Genomic DNA, 21,222 nt, shown 5'->3' on the forward strand with positions numbered 1-21,222 from the left:
CGGACCATGAACGGCGCCGCCTTACGGCCGGGCGCTTACTGGATGGTCAGGCGGCGTGCTTCAGTGCCCTGCTTTTTGGGCAGGCTCAGCTGCAGTACGCCGTTCTCCAGCTTTGCCTGTGCCGAACCGTCGTCGACCTCGGTGGGCAGGGCGAAGCTGCGCATGAATTTGCGTGCGGTGCGTTCAGCATACACCACGGTTTCACCCTCGCGGCGTTCGTTTGCCGAGCGGCATTCCGCCTCGATGGTGATGCGCTGGCCGTCGACCGACACCTTGACGTCCTCCTTGTTCACGCCGGGAAGTTCGGCCTGGATTTCGTAGGTTTTCTCGGTTTCGCTGACGTCCACGCGCGGCGTCGCGGCGCCCTCGCCAGCCCATTGCCCGCCCTGTGCGAGCGGGGCGAAGAAGTCCTGGAACATGCTCTCGACCATGCGCCCGAACTGGTCCTCGACGGCTCCCGGACGGTAGGCCGGGAGCGGGCTATTGCCTCGTCTAATGAGATTCATGATGGCCTCCATGGATAAAGACTGAGAGTGCCGGTGGGTGCCGGCAATGTCTTTATAGGATGGAGGCAGGTGGTTTTCAAGCGGGCGCAGGCGTGTCCGCCCGGGCTTCAGCCCAGCAGCCTGCGGTGGAAGCGCAGGTGGTCCTCCACAAAAGTCGAGATGAAGTAATAACCGTGGTCGTAGCCCTCATGCCGGCGCAGGCTCAAGGGCTGGCCGGCGCGCGCGCAGGCTTCCTCGAAGGCGTCCGGATACAGCTGCTCGGCCAGGAATTTGTCGGCCAGTCCCTGGTCGATGAGAATTCCGCCCGGGAAGGGCGCCGTGTCCATCGCGGCCATCAATTCGCTCGCGTCGTACTGGCGCCAGGCTTGCTGGTCGCTTCCCAGGTAGCCGCCGAAGGCCTTCTGGCCCCACGGGCAGCGCATCGGCGCCGCGATCGGCGCGAAGGCCGATACCGAACGGAACAGGGTCGGGTTGCGCAGCGCCATCATGAGCGCGCCATGGCCGCCCATCGAGTGCCCGAAGATGCCCACCCGCGCCGGTTCGGCCGGCAACTGGGCCAGCACCAGCTCGCGCAGTTCCAGGATGTGGCTGTACATGCGGTAATGCCGCGACCATGGCGCTTCGGTAGCGTCGACGTAGAAGCCGGCGCCGGCGCCGAAGTCCCAGCTGTCGGTTTCGCCGGGCGCGCCGGCGCCGCGCGGGCTGGTGTCGGGCGTGACCAGGATCAGGCCTTCCTGCGCGGCCACGCGCTGGGCGCCGGCCTTGATCATGAAGGTCTCTTCGGTGCAGGTCAGGCCGGCCAGGTAGAACAGCACGGGCAGGCCATCCTGCGGCAGGCGCTTGCCTTCGGCGCCGGGCGGCAGGTAGACGGAAAAGCGCATCGGCAGGCCGATCGCGGCCGAATCGAAGCGGTAGAAACGCTGGACGCCGCCGAAGCAGGCATGTTCGCTGAGAAGTTCGAGCATGGGTTCGCTGGATGAGTGGTCGATTCCGCAAGTATGCCCTGTGGCGCCGCAGCGTGCCAGTCAGACGAATCCGAGCGCGCCGAGCAGGGCGCCGGCGCCCAGCAGCCACAACAGGTGCAGGCGGGTGCGCCAGATGACCAGGCAGCTGGCCCCGGCCAGCAGCCAGAGCGGCCAGCTGCTGCGCTGCGAACCGGCGCCGGCGAGCAGCCAGCTGGTGGCCAGCAGCATGCCGATCACGACCGGCGCCAGCCCCAGGCGGAAGGCGCGCACCGCGCGCAGCTCGCGGTTGCGGTGTCCCCACTGTGCGATCTGGTAATTCAGGATGGAAGAGGGCAGCAGGATGCCGGCCATGGCCAGCCCCACGCCGGCCAGGGCGGCACCGAGACTGCCGGTGTTCATGCCCAGGTGCCAGCCCATCAGCGCGACGAACAGCACGTTCGGCCCCGGCGCCGCCTGCGCCAGCGCGATCGCATCGCTGAACTGGGATTGCGCCAGCCAGCCCTTGTCGTCGACCAGGAAGCGCTGCATGTCGGCGCTGACGGAAATCGCGCCGCCGAACTGCATCAGCGACAGCATCAGGAAATGGACGAACAGGCTGAGCCAGTCGCGCCATTCCAGCACGAGCGGCGCCGCCGTCATCGCAGCTTCCGCCAGGCCAGCGCGCAGCCGAGCGCGCCCAATGCGGGCAGCACCCAGGCGAGCGGCACGCGCAGCCAGGCCAGCAGCACGAAGGTGGCCGCGGCGATGCCGGCCGCCCAGGGGAGCGGCACCGGGTTGCGTGCCAGCGCGCTCGCGAGCTTCAGGCCGGTGGCGGCGATCAGGCCGGCGGACACCGCCGCCATCCCGCGCAGCGCGCCGGCCACCGCCGGGTGGCCCGCATACCGCGCATGGAAGGCCGCCAGCGCCAGTACCAGCAGCAGCGGCAGGGCGAGCAGGCCGGCAGCCGCGGCCACCGCCCCGGCCAGCCCGAACCAGCGGGCGCCGATCATGATCGAGAGGTTGACGACGTTCGGCCCCGGCATGATCTGCGCCACCGCCCAGTCCTCGACGAATTCTTCCTGCGTCAGCCAGCGCTTGCGCTCGACGAGTTCGCGCTGCACCACCGCCAGCACCCCGCCGAAGCCTTGCAGGGCAAGGACGGTGAAGGAGACGAACAGGTCCGCCGGCGAGGCGGGACGGGAACGGCCAGGATCGGAACCGGTGGCGGGGGGCGCAGCGCTCATTTCCGGATCATCGCGGGGCGCGCCGGCCTGTCCACGCAGGGCGGGCGCTCAGCCGCCGCCAATGCCCCGCATCACCTTGCCGCTGCCGCCGCAGTTGGAGCAGGGCCGGCCATCGGACAGCTTGCCGCTGCCGGCGCAGGCTTCGCAGACGTCTTCGCCGGCGCCGGGCGTACCGGGGTCGGCTTCGTCACCGGGGTTCAGGTCGGGTTCGGGTTGCATGCTCATGGCGTCCTCGCAGTGGTTGGGGTGCGCGGCCATTGTAGGCGGCGCGCACGCGAGGTGGCGCAGCGCTGGAACGCGCGTATCCGAGGTGAATGCAAGATACGCAAAGATCGGGTTTATACACAAAATTACCTTAAAATAATTTTGTGCGACGCCGTGCCCCTGCGCGACAGCTGCGTGTAAACCCTTGATTTAAGGGGCTATCGCGATTGCCTTCCCAATAGGCAAATTGTTGAAAGCCGCACGGATGGCCGCGTTCGGCGTGTCAAGCCCCCGCTTTTCCACATAGTTATTCACAGACTTTGTGGATATCAGGAAAACTTTTTAATTATTAACTACTTAGCATCTCTTCTGCATGTAAGCCTTGACCTGATGCCAGGCAAGACTGCCCTGCCAATCGTGCGCGGGCTTGACGACGGCAGTTTTCATGCTTGCGCAAGAGAACTGGATAAATGTACAGTACGGCATTTTCCCTTCCGTCCATCTCATGTCCGCCGTCCTCCAACAGCCTGCCGCCGACGATCCCTTTTCCGGCTTGAATGCCGAACAGCGCGCCGCGGTCGAGCACGACATCGGCGCCGCCAGCGTGCGGCCGCTGCTGGTGGTGGCCGGGGCCGGCTCGGGCAAGACCAATACCCTGGCGCACCGTGTCGCGCGCCTGATCCAGTCGGGCACCGATCCCCAGCGCATCCTGCTGCTGACCTTTTCGCGGCGCGCTGCCGGGGAGATGAGCCAGCGCGCCAGCGGCGTGCTGCAGCGGCTGCTCGGCAAGGGCGGCAGCGCCAATGCTGCCCAGCTGACCCTGCCCTGGGCCGGCACCTTCCACGCGATCGGCGCGCGCCTGCTGCGCGAATACGCCGGCCGCATCGGCCTGGACGAATCCTTCACCATCCATGACCGCGGCGACTCCGAGGACCTGATGGGACTGGTGCGCCACGAGATCGGCCTGTCGACCACGGAAAAGCGCTTCCCCTTGAAGGGCACCTGCCTGTCGATCTATTCGCGGGTGGTGAACAGTCGCGAGCCCCTGGCGGCCGTGCTGCAGTCCACCTTCCCCTGGTGCAGCGAGTGGGAAGGGCAGCTCAAGACCCTGTTCGGCGCCTACGTCGACGCCAAGCAGGAGCAGAACGTGCTCGATTACGACGACCTGCTGCTGTTCTGGTCCGAGATGGCGAGCGACCCGGAACTGGGCCCTGAACTGGGCGCCCGGTTCGATCACGTGCTGGTGGACGAATACCAGGACACCAACCGCCTGCAGGCGGCGATCATCACCGGCATGAAGCCCTCCGGCGCGGGCGTGATGGTGGTCGGCGACGACGCCCAGGCTATCTATGCCTTCCGCGGCGCCACGGTGCGCAACATCCTCGACTTTCCGAAGCAGTTCTCGCAGAGCGCCCACGTCATTACGCTGGAGCGCAACTACCGCTCGACCCAGCCCATCCTGGACGCGTCCAACGCCGTCATCGCCGCGGCCCGCGAGCGCCATGCCAAGACGCTATGGACCGACAAGGCCTCGAGCCTGAAGCCGCAACTGGTCCTGATTCCGGACGAGGCCGAGCAGGCGCGCTGGGCCTGCCGCCGCATCCTGGAACACCGCGAAGCGGGCATCGCCCTGAAGTCGCAGGCTGTGCTGTTCCGTGCGGCCAGCCACAGCGCCGCGCTGGAGCTGGAGCTGATGCGGCGCAACATCCCCTTCGTGAAGTTCGGCGGCCTCAAGTTCCTGGAAGCGGCCCACATCAAGGACGTGCTGGCGGTGCTGCGCTTCGCCCAGAACCCGAACGGGCGCATGGCGGGCTTCCGCGTGGCCCAGCTGATCCCGGGCATCGGTCCGGCCACCGCCACCCGCCTGCTGGACGCGGTGGACGCGTCCACCGACCCGGTGGCAGCCGTGGAGGCTTTCGCGGCGCCGGGCAAAAGCCAGGACGACTGGGCGGCCTTCGGCGCCTTGTACCGGTGCCTTCGCACGCCCGGTTTGCGCTGGCCGGCCGACATCGAACTGGTCAAGCAGTGGTACCTGCCGATGCTCGAGCGCCGCTACGACGACGCCCAGGTGCGTGCCGCCGACGTCGAGCAACTGGCGCAGCTTGCGGCCGGTCACGGCACCCGCGAAAGCTTCCTGGCCGAGATCACGCTCGACCCGCCGGAGGCCACCAGCGACCGTGCCGGCGCGCCCTTGCTCGACGAAGACTACCTGATCCTGTCGACCATCCATTCCGCCAAGGGGCAGGAGTGGAAGGCGGTGACGCTGCTGAACGTGGTGGACGGCTGCATTCCGTCCGACATGAGTACCGGGAACAACGACGACATCGAGGAAGAGCGGCGCCTGCTCTACGTGGCGATGACGCGCGCCCGCGAACACCTGCACCTGGTGGTGCCGAACCGCTTCTTCATCAAGCAGCAGGCCCAGATGGGCGACCGCCACGTCTACGCCTCCCGCTCGCGCTTTATCACCCCGGCCATGCTCAAGCATTTCGAAGAGGCGGTGTGGCTCAGCGCGGACACGCAGCAGGTGCGTAAACCGGTGCCCGACAGCGTGCGCATGCTGGTGCGCGAGCGTGCCAGGAACGCCTGGAAATAAGCGACGATCGGCGCATGTTACGGACTTATCCCCCGTGTGTCGATTTTGTAGGAATATGCCCCGGACCCCCGCGCCGCAGGAAAGCGGGGTGTGTGCAAGTCCTTGATTTTTAGGGTTTTTCAATTTGCCTGCGGAACGGGCAATTTGTTGAAACCCGCACCATTGCTGGACTTTCGGCTTGTCAAGTAGTGCTTTTCCACATCTTTATCCACAGTTCTTGTGGATATTGGAAAACTTCCTATAAAATCAAATGCTTACGTTCACAGTTTGAGTTTCCTCAAGCTTGCTCAACGTTTTCGCGCAGCAATGTTGAAGTGTGGGGTAATAAGCCGGTGTTGCCGAATCAGGGGCGTGCGCCGGCGCTGGCCTGTTTCAGGCGATCGAGCTCGGCCAGGAAGCGTTCCGCGGCCACGCCGGGCGGCCACGGCTCCCAGGGCGTGCAGCCGAAATAGGACACCAGCGGATCCTGTTCCAGCACCGCCGCACGGATCTTCAGCGTGCGCTTGACTTCGTCCGGCGTCCAGCCGGTCACGTGCACCGCTTCGCTCGCCGCCGCCAGCCGGTCGGCCTGCTTGTGCAACTTGTGCTCTTTCTCGGTCCAGGCCGGCAAGCCATAGCGCAGGAACACCATCTGCTCGAGGCGCCTGGTCAGGGCGCGAAAGCCCTCGCCCAGGAAGGGCTTGATCACCGAGATCGCATCGAAGCCGAGCAGGCCTTCCTCGGCGTCGTGCAGCAGTTCGCGCAGTTCCTGCAGGGGCGTGGGCCGGGGCGCGGCGGCGCGCCGCAGCAGCATCACGGTGAGCGAGTGCTGGGCCACCGACAGCGGCAGCGGCCAGGCCGAATGTCCGCCCCAGCGGTAGGTGCGTGCAAGGCCCAGCGCCAGGTCGGCGTCGTCCCAGTCGAAGGGGGTCGGGTTGAGCAGGTCCAGGCGCTTTCCAGAAGGCATACGGACCCAGGCGCGCACGTCGGCGCTGGATGAGTTGTGCATGTGCTGATTTTACACACGGCCGACGCATTCTCCGCATAATTGATACAAGCAAAGATGCTCCACTGCCGACTGCCTACACTGGACCGGCCAGGCGGGCCCGATCCGCGTACAGGAGACGAGATGAGCGAGGACACCCTACTCGAGTGCGACGTGCTGGTCGTGGGCGGCGGCATCAACGGCGCCGGGATCGCGCGCGATGCGGCCGGGCGCGGCCTGCGGGTGGTCCTGTGCGACAAGGACGACCTCGGATCCCATACCTCGTCCGCCTCGAGCAAGCTGATCCATGGCGGCCTGCGCTACCTCGAGCACCGCGAGTTCGGCCTGGTACGCAAGGCGCTGCTCGAACGCGAAACCCTGCTGTGCAGCGCGCCCCACATCATGCATCCGCTGCGCTTCGTGATGCCGCACGATGGCGCCCAGCGGCCGGCCTGGCTGATCCGCGCCGGCCTGTTCCTGTACGACCGCCTGGCGCCGCGCGCCTTCCTGCCCGGCTCCGAGGCGGTGGAGCTAAGCGGCCACCCTGCCGGCGCGCCGCTCAAGCCGGCATTCACCCGCGGTTTCGTGTACTCCGACGGCTGGGTCGACGATGCCCGCTTGGTGGTGCTCAATGCGCTGGACGCGTACGAGCGCGGCGCCACCGTGCTGACGCACACGCGCTGCACGGCCTTCGAGCGCCATCCCGCATACTGGATGGCGACGCTGGTGGAGGGCGGGCGCAGCCGCAGGGTCAGGGCGCGCTGCCTGGTCAACGCCGCCGGCCCGTGGGCGGCCCGCGTGGCCCAGGTCGCCACCGGGAAGGCAGCGCAGCGGCGCCTGCGCCTGGTCAAGGGCAGCCACATCGTGGTGCCAGCCCTGTTCGAGCACGACCATGCCTATATCTTCCAGCACCCGGACGGCCGCATCGTCTTCGCCATGCCCTACGAGGACGCCTTCACCCTCATCGGCACCACCGACGTCGAGTTCCAGGGCGACCCCGATTCGGTGGCGATCGCCGCGCCTGAAACCGCCTACCTGTGCGAGCTCGCCAACCGCTATTTCCGGCGCCAGATCGCGCCGATCGACGTCGTCTGGTCCTACTCGGGCGTGCGCCCGCTGCTCGAGGACGAGGCGGCCAGCGCCAGCGCGGCCACGCGCGACTACCTGCTGGGGCGCGATACGGCCGGCGCGCCGCTGCTGTCCGTCTTCGGCGGCAAGATCACCACCTACCGCAGGCTGGCCGAGGAAGCGGCGCACTGGATTTCCGGCGTGCTCGGCCGCCCCCGGCCGGGCTGGACGGCGCAGGCCGTGCTGCCGGGCGGAGACCTGTTCGGCAGCGTACCCGACAGCCGCGCCGTGCTCGACTTCGACCGCTGGGTGGCCGCGTTCGAACACCGCCGCCCCTGGCTCCCGCCCAGCCTGGCGCGGCGCTGGGCGCGGGCCTACGGCAACCGTACCGGGACCCTCCTGGACGGCGCTGCCGGACTCGCCGACCTGGGAGAGGAGGTGGCCCCCGGCCTGTACGCAGCCGAGCTGCGCTACCTGATGCGGCATGAATGGGCCGTCTGCGCGCAGGACGTGCTGTGGCGCCGCACCAAGCTCGGGCTGCACCTGCCGCCGGGCTGCGCGAAGGAGGTCGAGGCCTGGATGGATGCCGCGCGCACGGGCGAGGGGACCGCCCCGCTGGCCGAGCCGGCCTGAGTTCGTGCCGGGCCCCGGCCGGTTCGCGCTATCATGGCCACCCGACTTCAAGGATGGAAAAGCCCATGCGCCTCTACGTCAGTCCCCGCGCACCCAACCCGCGCCGCGTCACCATGTTCATGGCGGCCAAAGGCATCGACGGCATCGAACTGGTCGAGGTCGACCTGAATGCCGGCGGCCACCGCAGGCCCGAATTCACCGCCCTGAATCCGCTGGCGCGCGTTCCCGTGCTGGTGCTCGACGATGGCCGCGCACTGAGCGAGACGCGCGCCATCTGCACCTACCTCGAAGGCCTGTATCCGGAACCGAACCTGATGGGGCTCGATAACACCGAGCGCGCCTTCATCGAGATGGCCGACCGCCGCATGGAGCTGCACCTGATGCTGGAAACGGCGTTGTGCGTGCGCCATACGCATCCGGGGCTGGCGGCGCTGGAGCAGCCGCAGTTTCCCGAGTTCGGCGCGGCGCAGGGGCAAAAGATGCGCGCGACGGCGCGCTGGCTCGACGCGGAGCTGGGCAGGCAGCCCTACGTGGCCGGGGACCGGTTCACGATCGCCGACATCACGGCCTTCTGCGCGATTGAATTCGCACGCGGATTGCTGAAGTTCAGGCCGGGGCTGGAAGGGATGCCGCACCTGCAGGCGTGGCGCGACCGGATCGCGTCTGAAAACAGGGGGTAGTCTGCGACCATTCGAACGGCCGCGTGGGCAGGAAACCTGCCCACCCTACAACTGCATTCGTAGGGCGGGCGGGGTAATTTCGGGCAATGCCCGGAATTACAAACGCCCACGCGGTCAACATTAAGTTGCGTCATCGAACGCGCTTGTACCAGCCCCCGTCCTCGAACAGCGCCTGGTAATCCGCCGCCCCCGCATCCGTCGGCGCCAGCTCGCGGTCCAGTCCCAGCACCCCGAACAAGGACAGGCTGTCGCGGAACAGGCGCAGCACGCGCTGGCGCAGCAGCGGCCCGAAGTCGGGCAGGGCGCGGCGGCAGATGATGCCGTGGAACTCGTTGAACGAGGCGTCCGTCACCAGGCTGTACTGCGCCCAGGTGATGCGCTCGCGCAGGCGCGGCAGCAGGCGCGCTTCGCCGTCCGCGACCTCGAAGTAGTCGCTCAGCCGTCCGACGCCCCCGCTGGCCTGGTACTGCGCCTGCGATTGCGCCAGCTGGGCCGCCGGCAGCGTGGCGTTGCGCACCTCGAACAACAGCTCGTCGCTGCCGACGGTGGCGAACACCTCGGTGCGGCCGTACAGCTTCTCCTCGGCCAGCAGGATCGCCAGCGTCCAGGCCTCGGCCACGCCGGCCGGTTCGGCCAGCCAGACCTTGGGCAGGGCGGTCGGGCGCAGGCTGTCGCCGAGCGCGCTGCGCAGGCGGCGCGTGTCTTCCGGCAGGTCGAACAGCGCCGCCTGCGGCACCGTCAGCGTGCGCACCAGCGCGTGCGCGACGCCGGCCTCGTGCAGAACCCGCTCCTGCAGGCTGGAGATGGTCGCGAGATTGCGCGCGCGCAGCAGCGCGAACAGCTTGTCGCGCAGCCTGGGCCGCGCATAGCCACGGAAATCGACACCGAAGCGCTGGTAGACGGCTTCCAGCAGCAGTTCGATTTCGAGTTCCTCGGTCGCCTGGGCGGCGGCAAACCCGGACCAGGCACTCAATTCACCCATCGCCGCGGCCTTAGTGGAGCCAGACACGCATCATCGACAGCAGCTGGGCCACGTCGACCGGCTTGGTGATGTAGTCCGAAGCGCCGGCGGCGATGCACTTGTCGCGGTCACCCTTCATCGCCTTCGCGGTCAGGGTGATGATCGGCAGCGAGCGGAACTTCGGAATGCGGCGGATCGCCCGCATCGTGTCGTAGCCGTCCATCTCCGGCATCATGATGTCCATCAGGACGATCTCGATGGTCGGATCCTTCTCCAGCACCTCGATGCCGTCGCGGCCGTTCTCGGCGAACAGCACCTGCATCTGCTGGCGCTCCAGCAGTGTGGACAGCGCGAAGATGTTGCGCAGGTCGTCGTCGACGATCAAGACCTTGCGCCCGGCCAGGCCGCCGTCGGCCGCGTGGATCTCTTCCAGGATGCGGCGCTGCTGCTCGGGCAGGCTGGCCTGCGAACGGTGCAGGAACAGGGCGGTCTCGTCCAGCAGGCGTTCCGGCGAGCGGGCGTCCTTCATGACGATGGTCTTGGCGTAGCGCTTGAGCTTGGTGACCTCCTTGCGCGACAGCTCCTTGGCGGTGTAGATCACCACCGGCAGGTCGCGCAGGCGTTCGTTGGCGCCGATGCGGTCCAGCAGGTCGAAGCCCGAGACGTCCGGCAGGGTCAGGTCCAGCACCATGCAGTCGAAGCGCGCGCTTTCCAGGGCCTCCATTGCGGCCGCGCCCGTGTCCACGGTCACCATGTGGATGTCGGCGTTGCCGATCAGGGCCACGATCGACTCGCGCTGGGCCATGTCGTCTTCCACCACCAGCAGCGAGCGCTTGCCGCCCATCAGGAACTTCTGGATGCGCTTGAACTCTTCCTGCATCGCCTCGCGGCTCACCGGCTTGTTGATGTACGAGATCGCGCCCTGGCGCAGCGCGCGCTCGCGCTCGCGCAGCGAGGACATCACGTGCACCGGGATGTGGCGGGTGTTCGGGTCGCGCTTGAGGCGGTCGAGCACCGTGAAGCCGTCGATGTCGGGCAGGTCGATGTCGAGCAGGATCGCCGACGGCAGGTAGTCGCGCGCCAGCGACAGGGCCGAGTCGCCGCGCCGGGTGACGACGCCCTTGAAGTTCTTTTCGCGGGCGAAGTCGAGCAGTACCTTGGCGAAGCGCTCGTCGTCCTCCACGATCAGCACCGACGGGTCGCCCGGGGTCACCAGGCCGCGGTCGTCCAGCACCGAGGAGTACTCGACCAGCGAGCCGGCTTCCACCGCCTCGGCGGTCGCCACTTCGCTGGTCGGCTCGGCCACCGGCTGGTAGGACACGGTGGTGGCCGGTGCCGGCGGCGGGGCCAGGCGGGCCGGCTGCGGCTGGCGGGTCTGCTCGTAGTTGATGAAGCCGGCGCGGTTGTACGGCAGGTACAGCGTGAAGGTCGAACCGACGTTGACGGTCGACTCGACGCGGATCTCGCCGCCCAGCAGGCGCGCCAGTTCGCGCGAGATCGACAGGCCCAGGCCGGTGCCGCCGTACTTGCGCGCGGTCGAGCCGTCGGCCTGCTGGAAGGCCTCGAAGATCAGCTGCAGCTTGTCGGACGGGATGCCCACGCCGGTGTCGCGCACCGAGAAGGCCAGCACCGCGTCGGCGTGCACCAGGTTCGGGTGGTCGTGGGTCCAGCCGCTGTTCACCAGCGAGATGGTCAGCTCGACCTGGCCGTGGCTGGTGAACTTGAACGCGTTCGACAGCAGGTTCTTCAGGACCTGCTGCAGGCGCGTGGTGTCGGTCATCACCGCGGTCGGCAGGTTGTCCGCCAGCTCGACCTGGAAGCCGAGGTGCTTGGCCTCCGCCATATGGCGGAAGGTACGGTCCACGTAGTTGCGCAGGTTCGAGAAGCGGTATTCCGACACGTCCAGCGTGACGGTGCCGGACTCGATTTTTGAGAGGTCGAGAATGTCGTTAATCAGGGTCAACAGGTCGGAACCGGAGCCGTGGATGGTCTTCGCGAACTCCACCTGGCGCGCCGACAGGTTGCCTTCCGGGTTATCCGAGAGCTGCTGCGCCAGGATCAGGAGCGAGTTCAGCGGGGTGCGCAGTTCGTGCGACATGTTGGCCAGGAACTCGGACTTGTACTTCGAGGACAGGGCCAGCTGGGTCGCCTTTTCTTCCAGCGCCAGTTTCGCCTGCTCCACCTCGCGGTTCTTGCGTTCCACCTCGATGTTCTGCTCGGACAGCAGGCGCGCCTTCTCCGCCAGTTCCTGGTTGGTCTGCTGCAGTTCCTGGGCGAGGGACTGCGACTGGGTCAGCAGCGACTCGGTACGGCTGTTCGCCTCGATCGTGTTCAGGACCACGCCGATCGATTCCATCAGCTGGTCGAGGAAGGACAGGTGGGTTTCGGTAAAGCGGTCGAGCGAGGCGATCTCGATGACCGCCTTGACCTGCTGTTCGAACAGGATCGGCAGCACCACGATGTTGTTCGGCGGCGCCGAGCCCAGGCCGGACGAGACCACGATGTAGTCGCGCGGCACGTCGGTCAGCCAGATGCGGGTCTTCTCCAGCGCGCACTGGCCTACCAGGCCTTCGCCCGGCAGGAAGGAAGTCGGCAGCTTGCGGCTGGAACGGTAGCCGTAGGAGGCGATCATGCGCAGGCGTGCGTCGGTCTCCTGCGAGTCCATCATGTAGAACACGCCGTGGTGGGCCGAGACCAAGGGAGCCAGTTCCGACAGGATCAGCTTGGTCACGGCCTGCAGGTCGCGCTGGCCCTGCAGCAGGCGGGTGAAGCGCGCCAGGTTGGTCTTGAGCCAGTCCTGCTGCGCGTTCTTCTGCGTGGTCTCCTTCAGGTTGCGGATCATCTCGTTGATGTTGTCCTTCAGGTAGGACACCTCGCCGCGCGCTTCCACCTGAATGCTGCGCGAGAGGTCGCCGCGGGTCACCGCGGTCGCCACCTCGCCGATCGCGCGCATCTGGTTGGTCAGGTTCGCCGCCAGCTGATTGACGTTCTCGGTCAAGTCCTTCCAGGTGCCCGCCACGCCCGACACGTTCGCCTGGCCGCCGAGTTTACCCTCGGTACCCACCTCGCGGGCGACGCGCGTCACTTCCGATGCGAACGAGGACAACTGGTCCACCATGACGTTGATGGTGTCCTTCAGTTCCAGGATCTCGCCCTTCACGTCCACGGTGATCTTCTTGGACAGGTCGCCGCGCGCCACCGCGGTCGTCACCGCCGCGATGTTACGCACCTGGCCGGTCAGGTTCGAGGCCATGAAGTTCACGTTGTCGGTCAGGTCTTTCCAGGTGCCGCCGACGCCCGGCACGTAGGCCTGGCCGCCCAGCTTGCCCTCGGTACCCACCTCACGCGCCACGCGGGTCACTTCCGATGCGAAGGAGGACAACTGGTCCACCATGACGTTAATCGTGTTCTTCAGTTCGAGAATCTCGCCCTTCACGTCCACGGTAATCTTCTTGGACAGGTCGCCGTTCGCCACCGCGGTGGTCACTTCCGCGATATTACGCACCTGGCCGGTCAGGTTACCCGCCATCGAGTTCACGCCGTCGGTCAGGTCTTTCCAGGTGCCCGCGACGCCCGGCACGTTCGCCTGGCCGCCCAGGCGGCCTTCGGTACCCACTTCACGCGCCACGCGGGTCACCTCGGATGCGAAGGAGTTCAGCTGGTCGACCATCACGTTGATGGTGTTCTTCAGCTCGAGAATCTCGCCCTTCACGTCCACCGTGATCTTCTTGGACAAGTCGCCGTTCGCCACCGCGGTGGTCACGTCCGCGATGTTACGCACCTGGCCGGTCAGGTTGCCCGCCATCGAGTTCACCGAGTCGGTCAAGTCCTTCCAGGTACCCGCGACGCCCTTCACGACCGCCTGGCCGCCGAGCTTGCCCTCGGTACCCACCTCACGCGCCACCCGGGTCACCTCGGATGCGAACGAGGACAGCTGGTCCACCATGACGTTGATGGTGTTCTTCAGTTCGAGAATCTCGCCCTTCACGTCCACGGTGATCTTCTTGGACAGGTCGCCGTTCGCCACCGCGGTCGTCACCGCCGCGATGTTACGCACCTGGCCGGTCAGGTTCGAGGCCATGAAGTTGACGTTGTCGGTCAAGTCCTTCCAGGTACCCGCGACGCCCGGCACGTAGGCCTGGCCGCCGAGCTTGCCTTCGGTACCCACCTCGCGCGCCACGCGGGTCACCTCGGATGCGAAGGAGCGCAGCTGGTCCACCATGACGTTGATGGTGTCCTTCAGCTGCAGGATCTCGCCGCGCACGTCCACGGTAATCTTCTTGGACAAGTCGCCGTTCGCCACCGCGGTGGTCACCTCGGCGATGTTACGCACCTGCGAAGTCAGGTTGCCCGCCATCGAGTTCACCGAGTCGGTCAAGTCCTTCCAGGTGCCCGCCACGCCTTTCACCTGCGCCTGGCCGCCGAGTTTACCCTCGGTACCCACCTCACGCGCCACGCGCGTCACCTCGGACGAGAACGAGGACAGCTGTTCCACCATGGTGTTCGCGGTCATCGCCGCGCGCAGGTACTGGCCCTTGAGCGGGTGCCCGTCCACTTCCAGCGCCATGGTCTGCGACAGGTCGCCCTTCGCCACCGCGCCGATGACGCGCGCCATCTCGGTGGTGGGGCGCACCAGGTCGTCGATCAGGGTGTTGACCGAACTGATGATGGTGGCCCAGCCGCCGACCACGCCCGGCAGGTCCGCACGCTGGGTCAGGTGGCCTTCGCGGCCGACCACGCGCGACACGTCGGTGACCGTCTCCACCATCTTCTGCTTGGTTTCGATGATGTCGTTGAGGGTGTCGGCGATCTTGCCGGACACGCCCGTCCAGTCCGAGGGCATGCGGACCGAGAAGTCGCCTTTTTTCAGCGCCATCAGGGTGGTCAGCAATAGCTTGACGTCCAACTGTTCGCCCATGTCGGTCATGTTGTTCATCGACTAAATCCTTGTTTCGCGTGGATGGTGAAAGAGTGCCGCGCCGGAGGGACCGGCGACTGTGAAGTGTTAACTGCTGAGAAGATACTCTTGTATATATTCAAGTCAAGCATCGGAATGGGGGAGTCAGGCGCCTGCTCGCAGCAATATTGCTACTTAGAAAACTTCGAGTGGGCATTCGGCGGAGGGTAGCGTATTCACAGCGAAACTAGCGCACGATTGTACGAATGTTGTTGTATTTGAACGACAGGCCTGTGTAGGCTTTCTCACCTTGGTCGAGGCTGTGGCAATTGGTGAATATTTGAACTCCAAAGTCATTTAGGATGAAGACGTATTGAACCGGATTTGTCCTATGATCGACACCGCACTATTGCTGGGGCTGCTGGAAGCTGGAGACGACCGTATCTGGGCGCAGCGCCTGTTCGCGCTGGCACGTAGCCGGGGTTTTGACCAGATGCTGTATGGCGTCGTACCGTCACGCCATGTACGGTTCGAACATGCCTTTACGCGCAGTAATTATTCGTCCGAATGGCGCAACCGCTACGAAGCCAACGGCTTTCATTATGTCGATCCGACCGTGGTCCATTGCGTCTCGAATACGCTGCCGCTGGTCTGGGCGCCGGCGACCTTCGGCGCCGGCGTCCCCGGCGCCCTGTACGAGGAAGCCAGCGCGCACGGCATCCGCAGCGGCGTGACGCTGCCGATCCACGGCCCCCAGGGCGAACTGGGCATGATCAGCTTCGCCTCCGACCTGCGGCCCGATGCGCCGTTCGAGCGCTCGCTGTTCGAGGCGCTGCCGGCGCTCGCCCTGATCCGCGACTATGCCTTCGCCTCCTCGGCGCGCTTTCGCGAGGCCAAGGCGGAGCCGGAGTTGCCGCGCCTGACCCGGCGCGAACTCGAGGTGCTGCAGTGGGTCATGGTCGGCAAGTCCTCCTGGGAGGTCGCCCGGATCACCAACTGTTCCGAGGCGACCGTCAATTTTCACCTGGCGAACGTGCGCCAGAAGTTCGGCGTGAATACCCGCCAGCAGGCGGTGGTCAAGGCGATTGCCCTGGGCCTGATCACGCCTGCAGATCACCATCGCTGACCCGTCCATTGACGTAGAGGCGCAGCAGGATGGCGACCGGGGGAGGGACCGCAAGGCCGGTCTCGAAGCGGCTTCCGCTCGATTGGGTGACGCCGAAACGGCTCCAGAATTTTTCCTGGCTTTCGCGTTTGGCAATGCGCAGGCGCCGCAGTTCATGCGGCGCCGATCGTTGCGCACCGCCCGCCTGTGCCGCTTGTTGCGCTTCCAGTTCCGCCGCCAGTGCGTCGCACATCATCTCGTTTCCCATCTTTGCTCCTTTCCATCGGTGGCTATGCAAACTGCAAGTATTCCACCGGCGGCGCGCATAGCCACCTAGCAGAGCTGATAGTTCCGGTTCTGCCCGCCATGCATGAATCTTGTATGCGAAGTGCATAGCTTGATCAACCACAACCAGGGGCCAGAAATGACGATGCAAATCAAAATCGCAGCACGCCGTGAATTCAAATCCAAAGACCTGTGGGAAATGCATACCCTGCGCGCCAAGGTGTTCAGCGGGCGTCTGGGCTGGGAAGTGCCCGTCATGTCCGGCATGGAAATCGACGGCTACGACGCCCTGGATCCGGCCTACATGGTGATGCGCGAGCCGGCCGGGGCGCTGCTCGGCTGCTGGCGCCTGCTGCCGACCGAAGGTCCCTACATGCTCAAGGATTCCTTTCCCCAACTGCTCGAGGGCCGCGCCGCGCCGAGCGACGCCCGCATCTGGGAACTGTCGCGCTTCGCCCTCGAGACCGACAAGGAAAACCGCTACGGCTTCTCGGACATGACGATGCAGTGCTTCGAAGCCGTGATCCGTCATGGCATCGAGAACGGCCTGACCCATTACGTGACGGTGACCACCACCGCCATGGAGCGCCTGACCCGGCGCGCCGGCGTGGTCACCAGCCGCCTCGGGGAGCCGCAGCGCATCGGGATCGAGAATGCGGTGGCCTTCTACGTCGACGTGCGCGCCACCTGGGAGGCGCTGTATGCCCAGCGCATGGACCCTCAGGCAGCGTGATCCTTGCCGAGCTGGTGCTGCAGGAAGGTCCAGGTGAGGGCCCACATGCGCGCGGTCTGGGCATTGTCGGCGGCGCCGGCGTGGCCGCCCTCGAGGTTTTCCCAATACAGGACATCGTGGCCCTGTTCGAGCATGCGCGCCGCCATCTTGCGCGCATGGCCCGGGTGCACGCGGTCGTCGCGGGTCGAGGTGGTCAACAGCACGCGCGGATAGCGCCGGCCGGCCCGCACCTGGTGGTAGGGCGAATAGCGGGCGATAGCGCTCCACTCGGCGGAATCGTCCGGGTCGCCGTACTCGCTCATCCAGGATGCCCCGGCCAGCAGCAGGTGGTAACGCCGCATGTCGAGCAGCGGCACCTGGCAGACCACGGCGTTGAACAGTTCGGGGCGCTGGGTGAGCACGGCGCCGACCAGCAGGCCGCCATTGCTGCCGCCCATGATGCCGAGCCGGCGCGCATTGGTGATCTTGCGGGCGATCAGGTCCTCGGCCACGGCGATGAAGTCGTCGAAGGCGCGCTGGCGGTTCGCTTTCAGCGCCGCCTGGTGCCAGCCGGGGCCGAATTCGCCGCCGCCGCGGATGTTGGCGACCACGTAGACGCCGCCGCTTTCCAGCCAGGCCGCGCCGCTGATGGCCCCGTAGGAGGGTTTCAGCGACACCTCGAAGCCGCCATAGCCGTACAGGACGGTCGGGTTGTCGCCGTCGATCCGGGTGTCGCGGTGCATCACGGCGAAGTAGGGCACCCGGGTGCCGTCCTTCGACTGCGCTTCGAACTGGTGGACCTGCAGGCCCTCGGCGTCGAAGAAGGCGGGCATGCTTTTCAGCGGCTCGCGCGCGTCCGCGCCGGCGTTCATCAGGTACAGGGTCGACGGCTCGGTAAAGCCGTTCACGGTCAGGAAATAGCGGTCCGAGGCGATCCGGTCGTAGGCCCAGGTGTCGAGCGCGCCCATGTCCGGCAGCGCGACGTCGCGCGCCCGCCAGCGGCCGTCCGCGCGGCGCAGCTCGACGATGCGGTTCCTGACCTTGTCGAGCACCGTGAGCAGCAGGGCGTCGCGGGTCACGCTCAAGCCATCGAGCGAGGTGGCGGGCGAGGGCAGGAACAGGGTGTCGAACACGGTCGCGCCACTGAGCGCCGCCTCGAAGTCCGCGGCCAGCAGCGCGCCCTGCGGATAGGTCGTGCCGCCCACTTCCCAGCGCGATCTCAGCTCGATGACGAGCTGGTCGCGCACCGCGAAGGCATTCGCGTCCTCGGGCTTGGGCACCTTGAGCAGCCGGCCGTCGCGCAGCAGCAACAGCTCGCTGCTGTAGAAGCCGATCTGGCGCTGCACGAAGGCGCGCTCGAAGCCGGGCGTCGCATCGACCCATGCCGAGGCGGACAGGTCGTCCTGCCGGGCTTCGTACACGGTCTCGGCGTGCGCGAGCGCCGTGCCGCGCCGCCACCGCTTGACGATGCGCGGATAGCCCGAGTCGGTCAGCGAGCCGGGGCCGAAGTCGGTGCCGACGAACAGGGTGTCGCGGTCGATCCAGGCGACGTCGCTCTTGGCTTCGGGCAGGACGAAACCGTCGGGCAGGAAACGGCGTTCGGTCAGGTCGAACTCGCGCACCACGTGGGCGTCGCCGCCGCCGCGCGAGAGCGAGACCAGGCAGCGTCCGCCCTCCGGCTCGAGCCAGGTGACGCCGCCCCAGACCCAGTTTTCGCCTTCCTCGCGCGCCAGCCGGTCGAGGTCGAGCAGAAGCTCCCAGCCTGGCGCCGCCTTGCGGTATTCGTCCAGCGTGGTGCGGCGCCAGATGCCGCGCGCATGGACGGCGTCGCGCCAGAAGTTGTACAGCAGGCCGCCGTGGCAGCGGGCATACGGGATCTTCTCGTTCGAGTCGAGGATGGCGCGCAGGCGCTCGCGCAGGGCGGCGTAGCGCGGCTGCGCTTCCAGTTCGGACTCGGTGACCCGATTGCGCCCTTCGACCCAGGCCCGGGCGCGGGCGCCGTCGACCTCTTCGAGCCAGAGGTAGGGATCATCGGGAATGGGAGCGGGGGGCGTGGCTGAGGACATGGTGGCGAAGTAATATTGTTGAGCAAGCCGGCGCTGCGTATGCCTATACTAGCAATATCGAGGGGACAGATCCGCACACCAGAATCATGGATGCTTCAATGACCGCCAGTTCCGCAGTGAATTCAGCCGATGCCGCCCAGCAGGGCGCGAGCGCCGCCCCCTGGGTGGCCGGGCTGGCGCTGTCGCTCGCGGTCGGCGCGCTGTGCTACCGGGTCGCGGCCGGCGCGGTCGAGGACGATGCGCGGCGTCGTTTCGAGATGGCCGCCGGACTGGCGCAGGAGCGGATCTCGAGCGCCATCGTGTCATATTCCCGCGTGGTGCGCTCCCTGGCGGCACTGCATGCGGCCGGCGACGAGCCCTTGAGCCGCCTGCGCTTCCACCGCTACGTGCAGGCGCTCGACCTGCCTGCGCAGTTCCCGGCGATCGAGGCGCTCAACTTCATCGCCCACGTGCCGGACGAGCGGCGCGAGGCTTTCGTTGCCGGCGTGCGCGCCGACCGCAGCGTGAACCCGGCCGGCTATCCGCGCTTCGACATCCGGCCCGGCGGGCGCCGCCCCTATTACGAAGTGGTGACCTGGATCGAGCCGGCCGACCAGCCCAACGACCGCCTCGGATTCGACATCGCCTCGCAGCCCTTCGCCGCCGCGGCACTGGCCCAGGCGCGCGACCGCGGCCGGATCGCCGCATCGGGCAATCCGATCCGGCTGGCACTGCCCACCCCGCACACCGCGCTCGGCATGCGCGAGCCGCTCTACCGCGGCGGCGGGGTGCCGGCCACGCTGGAGGAGCGCCGTGCGCGCTACATCGGCAGCATCGGCATCGCCTTTTCGGTCGACGCGCTGGTGCAGCGCGCGCTTGGGTCGCGGGAGCGCCAGCCGATCGCGCTCAGCCTGTACAGCGAAGCCGGGCCGCAGCGGCCCGGCATGGAGCCCGCGCCCTTGCGGCTCGACCCGCGCGACCGCCTCCTGATCGGTCCCGAGCTGCGCGGCCAGCCGCCCGCCCGCGGGCGCTTCCAGACCCTGTTGCCGATCGATTACGTCGGCACCCGCTGGAAAGCCCATTTCTCGGCCGAGCGGGCGGCCATGGCGATGGGCAGCGACCGCACCCTGCCGCTGCTGGCCTTCGGTTCCGGCTTCGGCGTCAGCCTGCTGGGCTTTGCGCTGTTCTACAACCTGTACCGCTCGCGCCGCGCCGCCGTCGACCAGCGCCTGCTGCTCGACTCGGTGCTGGACAACCTGGACGCCTACGTGTACCTGAAGGACAGCGCGCGCCGCCTCCTGTACGTGAATGCGAAGAGCGCGGCGATGATCGGGCGCAAGGCAGCGGACATCGTCGGCCGGCGCGACTTCGAGCTGGTGCCGGCGCACAGCGCCGACGCGGGCTGGGAACGCGACCGCGCCGTGCTCGACAGCGGCGAACGGCATGCCTGCCAGGTCGAACTGCCGCTGGCGGACGGCAGCGTGCGCCAGATGTGGAGCGTGCGCGTGCCCCTGTACCCGGAAGGCGAGCTGCCGGCGGTGCTGTGCATCTCGACCGACGTCACCACGCTGCACGAGCTCAAGGCGCGCGCCGATGCGGCCAACCAGGCCAAGAGCGACTTCCTGTCGAACATGAGCCACGAGATCCGCACGCCGATGAACAGCATCATCGGCATGACCCACCTGGCGCTGCAGGCCCGTCCGGATCCGCAGCTGCGCGGCTACCTCGACAAGATCTACCATTCGGGCCAGCACCTGCTGGGCATCATCAACGACATCCTGGACTTTTCCAAGATCGAGGCCGGCAAGCTCGAACTCGATACGGTCGCCTTCATGCTCGACTCCGTGATGCGCCACGTCGAGCAGCAGCTCGGGCAGGCCGCCGCCGCCAAGGGGCTCGGCTTCGACGTCGACATCGCCCCCGAGCTGATGCGCCCCTTGCGCGGCGATCCGCTGCGGCTGGAGCAGGTGCTGCTCAATTTCGCCGGCAACGCCGTCAAGTTCTCCGAGCACGGCCGCATCCTGCTGCGCGCCCGGCTGGAGCACGCCTTCGGCCCCGAACTGCTGGTGCGCTTCGAGGTGCGCGACAAGGGCATCGGCATCGCGCCCGACAAGCTGGCCGGCCTGTTCACGCCCTTCCACCAGGCCGACCCCTCGGCCACGCGGCGCCATGGCGGCACCGGCCTGGGCCTGGTGATCAGCAAGCAGCTGGCGGAGCTGATGCATGGCGAGGTCGGGGTCGACAGCACGCCGGGGCAGGGCAGCACCTTCTGGTTCACGGCCCGGCTCGCGCTGCACCCGGCGCCGGAAGAGGGCGCCGCGCCCGCCGGTGCCGGCCTGGGAGCGGCGCCGCCGCCGGCGGCGGCGCGCGCCGCCCGG

At 67.2% G+C, this 21,222-nt stretch carries 16 protein-coding genes; 6 read left to right on the forward strand and 10 right to left on the reverse strand.

Annotated features, from left to right (window positions below; all coding sequences use genetic code 11):
* Positions 1-35: 35 nt before the first annotated feature.
* The 5 genes from ACK4S9_RS19420 to ACK4S9_RS19440 all read right to left on the reverse strand — a co-directional run bounded on the left by ACK4S9_RS19420 (position 36) and on the right by ACK4S9_RS19440 (position 2,919).
* Complete coding sequence (locus tag ACK4S9_RS19420; RefSeq protein WP_409729017.1) at positions 36-506, reverse strand: Hsp20/alpha crystallin family protein; 471 nt, start codon at positions 504-506, stop codon at positions 36-38.
* Positions 507-613: 107 nt separating this feature from the next.
* Positions 614-1,471, reverse strand: a complete 858-nt coding sequence (fghA, locus tag ACK4S9_RS19425) for an S-formylglutathione hydrolase (RefSeq protein ID WP_409729018.1) — start codon at positions 1,469-1,471, stop codon at positions 614-616.
* Positions 1,472-1,531: 60 nt separating this feature from the next.
* Positions 1,532-2,110, reverse strand: coding sequence for a chromate transporter (locus ACK4S9_RS19430; protein ID WP_409729020.1), 579 nt, complete (start codon positions 2,108-2,110; stop codon positions 1,532-1,534).
* Positions 2,107-2,694 (reverse strand): chromate transporter, encoded by a 588-nt coding sequence (locus ACK4S9_RS19435; RefSeq protein WP_409729022.1) that lies wholly within the window; start codon positions 2,692-2,694, stop codon positions 2,107-2,109. Before ACK4S9_RS19435 ends, ACK4S9_RS19430 begins: the two co-directional genes overlap by 4 nt.
* Before the next feature lie 48 nt (positions 2,695-2,742).
* Positions 2,743-2,919, reverse strand: coding sequence for a hypothetical protein (locus tag ACK4S9_RS19440; protein WP_409729041.1), 177 nt, complete (start codon positions 2,917-2,919; stop codon positions 2,743-2,745).
* A 484-nt stretch (positions 2,920-3,403) separates the two neighbouring features.
* On the opposite strand from ACK4S9_RS19440, the gene ACK4S9_RS19445 reads away from it, so the two are divergent.
* A complete protein-coding gene (locus tag ACK4S9_RS19445; RefSeq protein WP_409729024.1) occupies positions 3,404-5,494 on the forward strand; it encodes an ATP-dependent helicase in 2,091 nt (696 codons plus the stop codon).
* A gap of 343 nt (positions 5,495-5,837) precedes the next feature.
* On the opposite strand, the gene ACK4S9_RS19450 is transcribed toward ACK4S9_RS19445, so the two are convergent.
* Complete coding sequence (locus ACK4S9_RS19450) at positions 5,838-6,482, reverse strand: phosphohydrolase (RefSeq protein ID WP_409729026.1); 645 nt, start codon at positions 6,480-6,482, stop codon at positions 5,838-5,840.
* A 120-nt stretch (positions 6,483-6,602) separates the two neighbouring features.
* On the opposite strand from ACK4S9_RS19450, the gene glpD reads away from it, so the two are divergent.
* Together glpD and ACK4S9_RS19460 are read left to right on the forward strand one after the other, a co-directional pair.
* Positions 6,603-8,159, forward strand: a complete 1,557-nt coding sequence (glpD, locus tag ACK4S9_RS19455; RefSeq protein ID WP_409729028.1) for a glycerol-3-phosphate dehydrogenase — start codon at positions 6,603-6,605, stop codon at positions 8,157-8,159.
* A gap of 65 nt (positions 8,160-8,224) precedes the next feature.
* Positions 8,225-8,839 carry a glutathione S-transferase family protein gene (locus ACK4S9_RS19460; protein ID WP_409729030.1) on the forward strand — a complete coding sequence of 205 codons (615 nt, stop codon included), beginning with the start codon at positions 8,225-8,227 and terminating at the stop codon, positions 8,837-8,839.
* A 130-nt stretch (positions 8,840-8,969) separates the two neighbouring features.
* Here the strand turns inward: ACK4S9_RS19460 and ACK4S9_RS19465 are convergent, their stop codons facing one another.
* Together ACK4S9_RS19465 and ACK4S9_RS19470 are read right to left on the reverse strand one after the other, a co-directional pair.
* The gene (locus tag ACK4S9_RS19465; protein ID WP_409729031.1) at positions 8,970-9,848 is read right to left on the reverse strand and encodes a chemotaxis protein; all 879 of its coding nucleotides are present in this window, start codon (positions 9,846-9,848) and stop codon (positions 8,970-8,972) included.
* Positions 9,832-14,736, reverse strand: coding sequence for a HAMP domain-containing protein (locus ACK4S9_RS19470; protein WP_409729032.1), 4,905 nt, complete (start codon positions 14,734-14,736; stop codon positions 9,832-9,834). Before ACK4S9_RS19470 ends, ACK4S9_RS19465 begins: the two co-directional genes overlap by 17 nt.
* A 352-nt stretch (positions 14,737-15,088) precedes the next feature.
* Here ACK4S9_RS19470 and ACK4S9_RS19475 point away from each other — a divergent pair, with 352 nt between their 5' ends.
* On the forward strand, positions 15,089-15,823 hold the full coding sequence (locus ACK4S9_RS19475; protein WP_409729033.1) for a helix-turn-helix transcriptional regulator: 735 nt from the start codon (positions 15,089-15,091) through the stop codon (positions 15,821-15,823).
* Here the strand turns inward: ACK4S9_RS19475 and ACK4S9_RS19480 are convergent.
* Complete coding sequence (locus tag ACK4S9_RS19480; protein ID WP_036206780.1) at positions 15,798-16,070, reverse strand: helix-turn-helix domain-containing protein; 273 nt, start codon at positions 16,068-16,070, stop codon at positions 15,798-15,800. The two genes, ACK4S9_RS19475 and ACK4S9_RS19480, sit on opposite strands and share 26 nt — an antisense overlap.
* Before the next feature lie 156 nt (positions 16,071-16,226).
* Between ACK4S9_RS19480 and ACK4S9_RS19485 the strand changes: the two genes are divergently transcribed.
* The gene (locus tag ACK4S9_RS19485; protein ID WP_409729036.1) at positions 16,227-16,820 is read left to right on the forward strand and encodes an acyl-homoserine-lactone synthase; all 594 of its coding nucleotides are present in this window, start codon (positions 16,227-16,229) and stop codon (positions 16,818-16,820) included.
* Here ACK4S9_RS19485 and ACK4S9_RS19490 read toward each other — a convergent pair.
* Positions 16,808-18,865: a prolyl oligopeptidase family serine peptidase gene (locus tag ACK4S9_RS19490; RefSeq protein ID WP_409729037.1), complete on the reverse strand. Its 2,058-nt coding sequence runs from the start codon at positions 18,863-18,865 to the stop codon at positions 16,808-16,810. The two genes, ACK4S9_RS19485 and ACK4S9_RS19490, sit on opposite strands and share 13 nt — an antisense overlap.
* 98 nt (positions 18,866-18,963) lie before the next feature.
* Here ACK4S9_RS19490 and ACK4S9_RS19495 point away from each other — a divergent pair.
* A partial coding sequence (locus tag ACK4S9_RS19495; RefSeq protein WP_409729039.1) for a CHASE domain-containing protein occupies positions 18,964-21,222 on the forward strand: 2,259 nt, incomplete at its 3' end.

Source organism: Massilia sp. (genome assembly GCF_046293535.1).
GTDB lineage: Bacteria > Pseudomonadota > Gammaproteobacteria > Burkholderiales > Burkholderiaceae_D > Telluria.

Bases quoted from the DNA above. Each gene is read 5' to 3' on its own strand.
- ACK4S9_RS19420 (WP_409729017.1), bottom strand. From the start codon at position 506: ATGAATCTCATTAGACGAGGCAATAGCCCGCTCCCGGCCTACCGTCCG.
- fghA (WP_409729018.1), bottom strand. From the start codon at position 1,471: ATGCTCGAACTTCTCAGCGAACATGCCTGCTTCGGCGGCGTCCAGCGT.
- ACK4S9_RS19430 (WP_409729020.1), bottom strand. From the start codon at position 2,110: ATGACGGCGGCGCCGCTCGTGCTGGAATGGCGCGACTGGCTCAGCCTG.
- ACK4S9_RS19435 (WP_409729022.1), bottom strand. From the start codon at position 2,694: ATGAGCGCTGCGCCCCCCGCCACCGGTTCCGATCCTGGCCGTTCCCGT.
- ACK4S9_RS19440 (WP_409729041.1), bottom strand. From the start codon at position 2,919: ATGAGCATGCAACCCGAACCCGACCTGAACCCCGGTGACGAAGCCGAC.
- ACK4S9_RS19445 (WP_409729024.1), top strand. From the start codon at position 3,404: ATGTCCGCCGTCCTCCAACAGCCTGCCGCCGACGATCCCTTTTCCGGC.
- ACK4S9_RS19450 (WP_409729026.1), bottom strand. From the start codon at position 6,482: ATGCACAACTCATCCAGCGCCGACGTGCGCGCCTGGGTCCGTATGCCT.
- glpD (WP_409729028.1), top strand. From the start codon at position 6,603: ATGAGCGAGGACACCCTACTCGAGTGCGACGTGCTGGTCGTGGGCGGC.
- ACK4S9_RS19460 (WP_409729030.1), top strand. From the start codon at position 8,225: ATGCGCCTCTACGTCAGTCCCCGCGCACCCAACCCGCGCCGCGTCACC.
- ACK4S9_RS19470 (WP_409729032.1), bottom strand. From the start codon at position 14,736: ATGAACAACATGACCGACATGGGCGAACAGTTGGACGTCAAGCTATTG.
- ACK4S9_RS19475 (WP_409729033.1), top strand. From the start codon at position 15,089: ATGATCGACACCGCACTATTGCTGGGGCTGCTGGAAGCTGGAGACGAC.
- ACK4S9_RS19480 (WP_036206780.1), bottom strand. From the start codon at position 16,070: ATGGGAAACGAGATGATGTGCGACGCACTGGCGGCGGAACTGGAAGCG.
- ACK4S9_RS19485 (WP_409729036.1), top strand. From the start codon at position 16,227: ATGACGATGCAAATCAAAATCGCAGCACGCCGTGAATTCAAATCCAAA.
- ACK4S9_RS19490 (WP_409729037.1), bottom strand. From the start codon at position 18,865: ATGTCCTCAGCCACGCCCCCCGCTCCCATTCCCGATGATCCCTACCTC.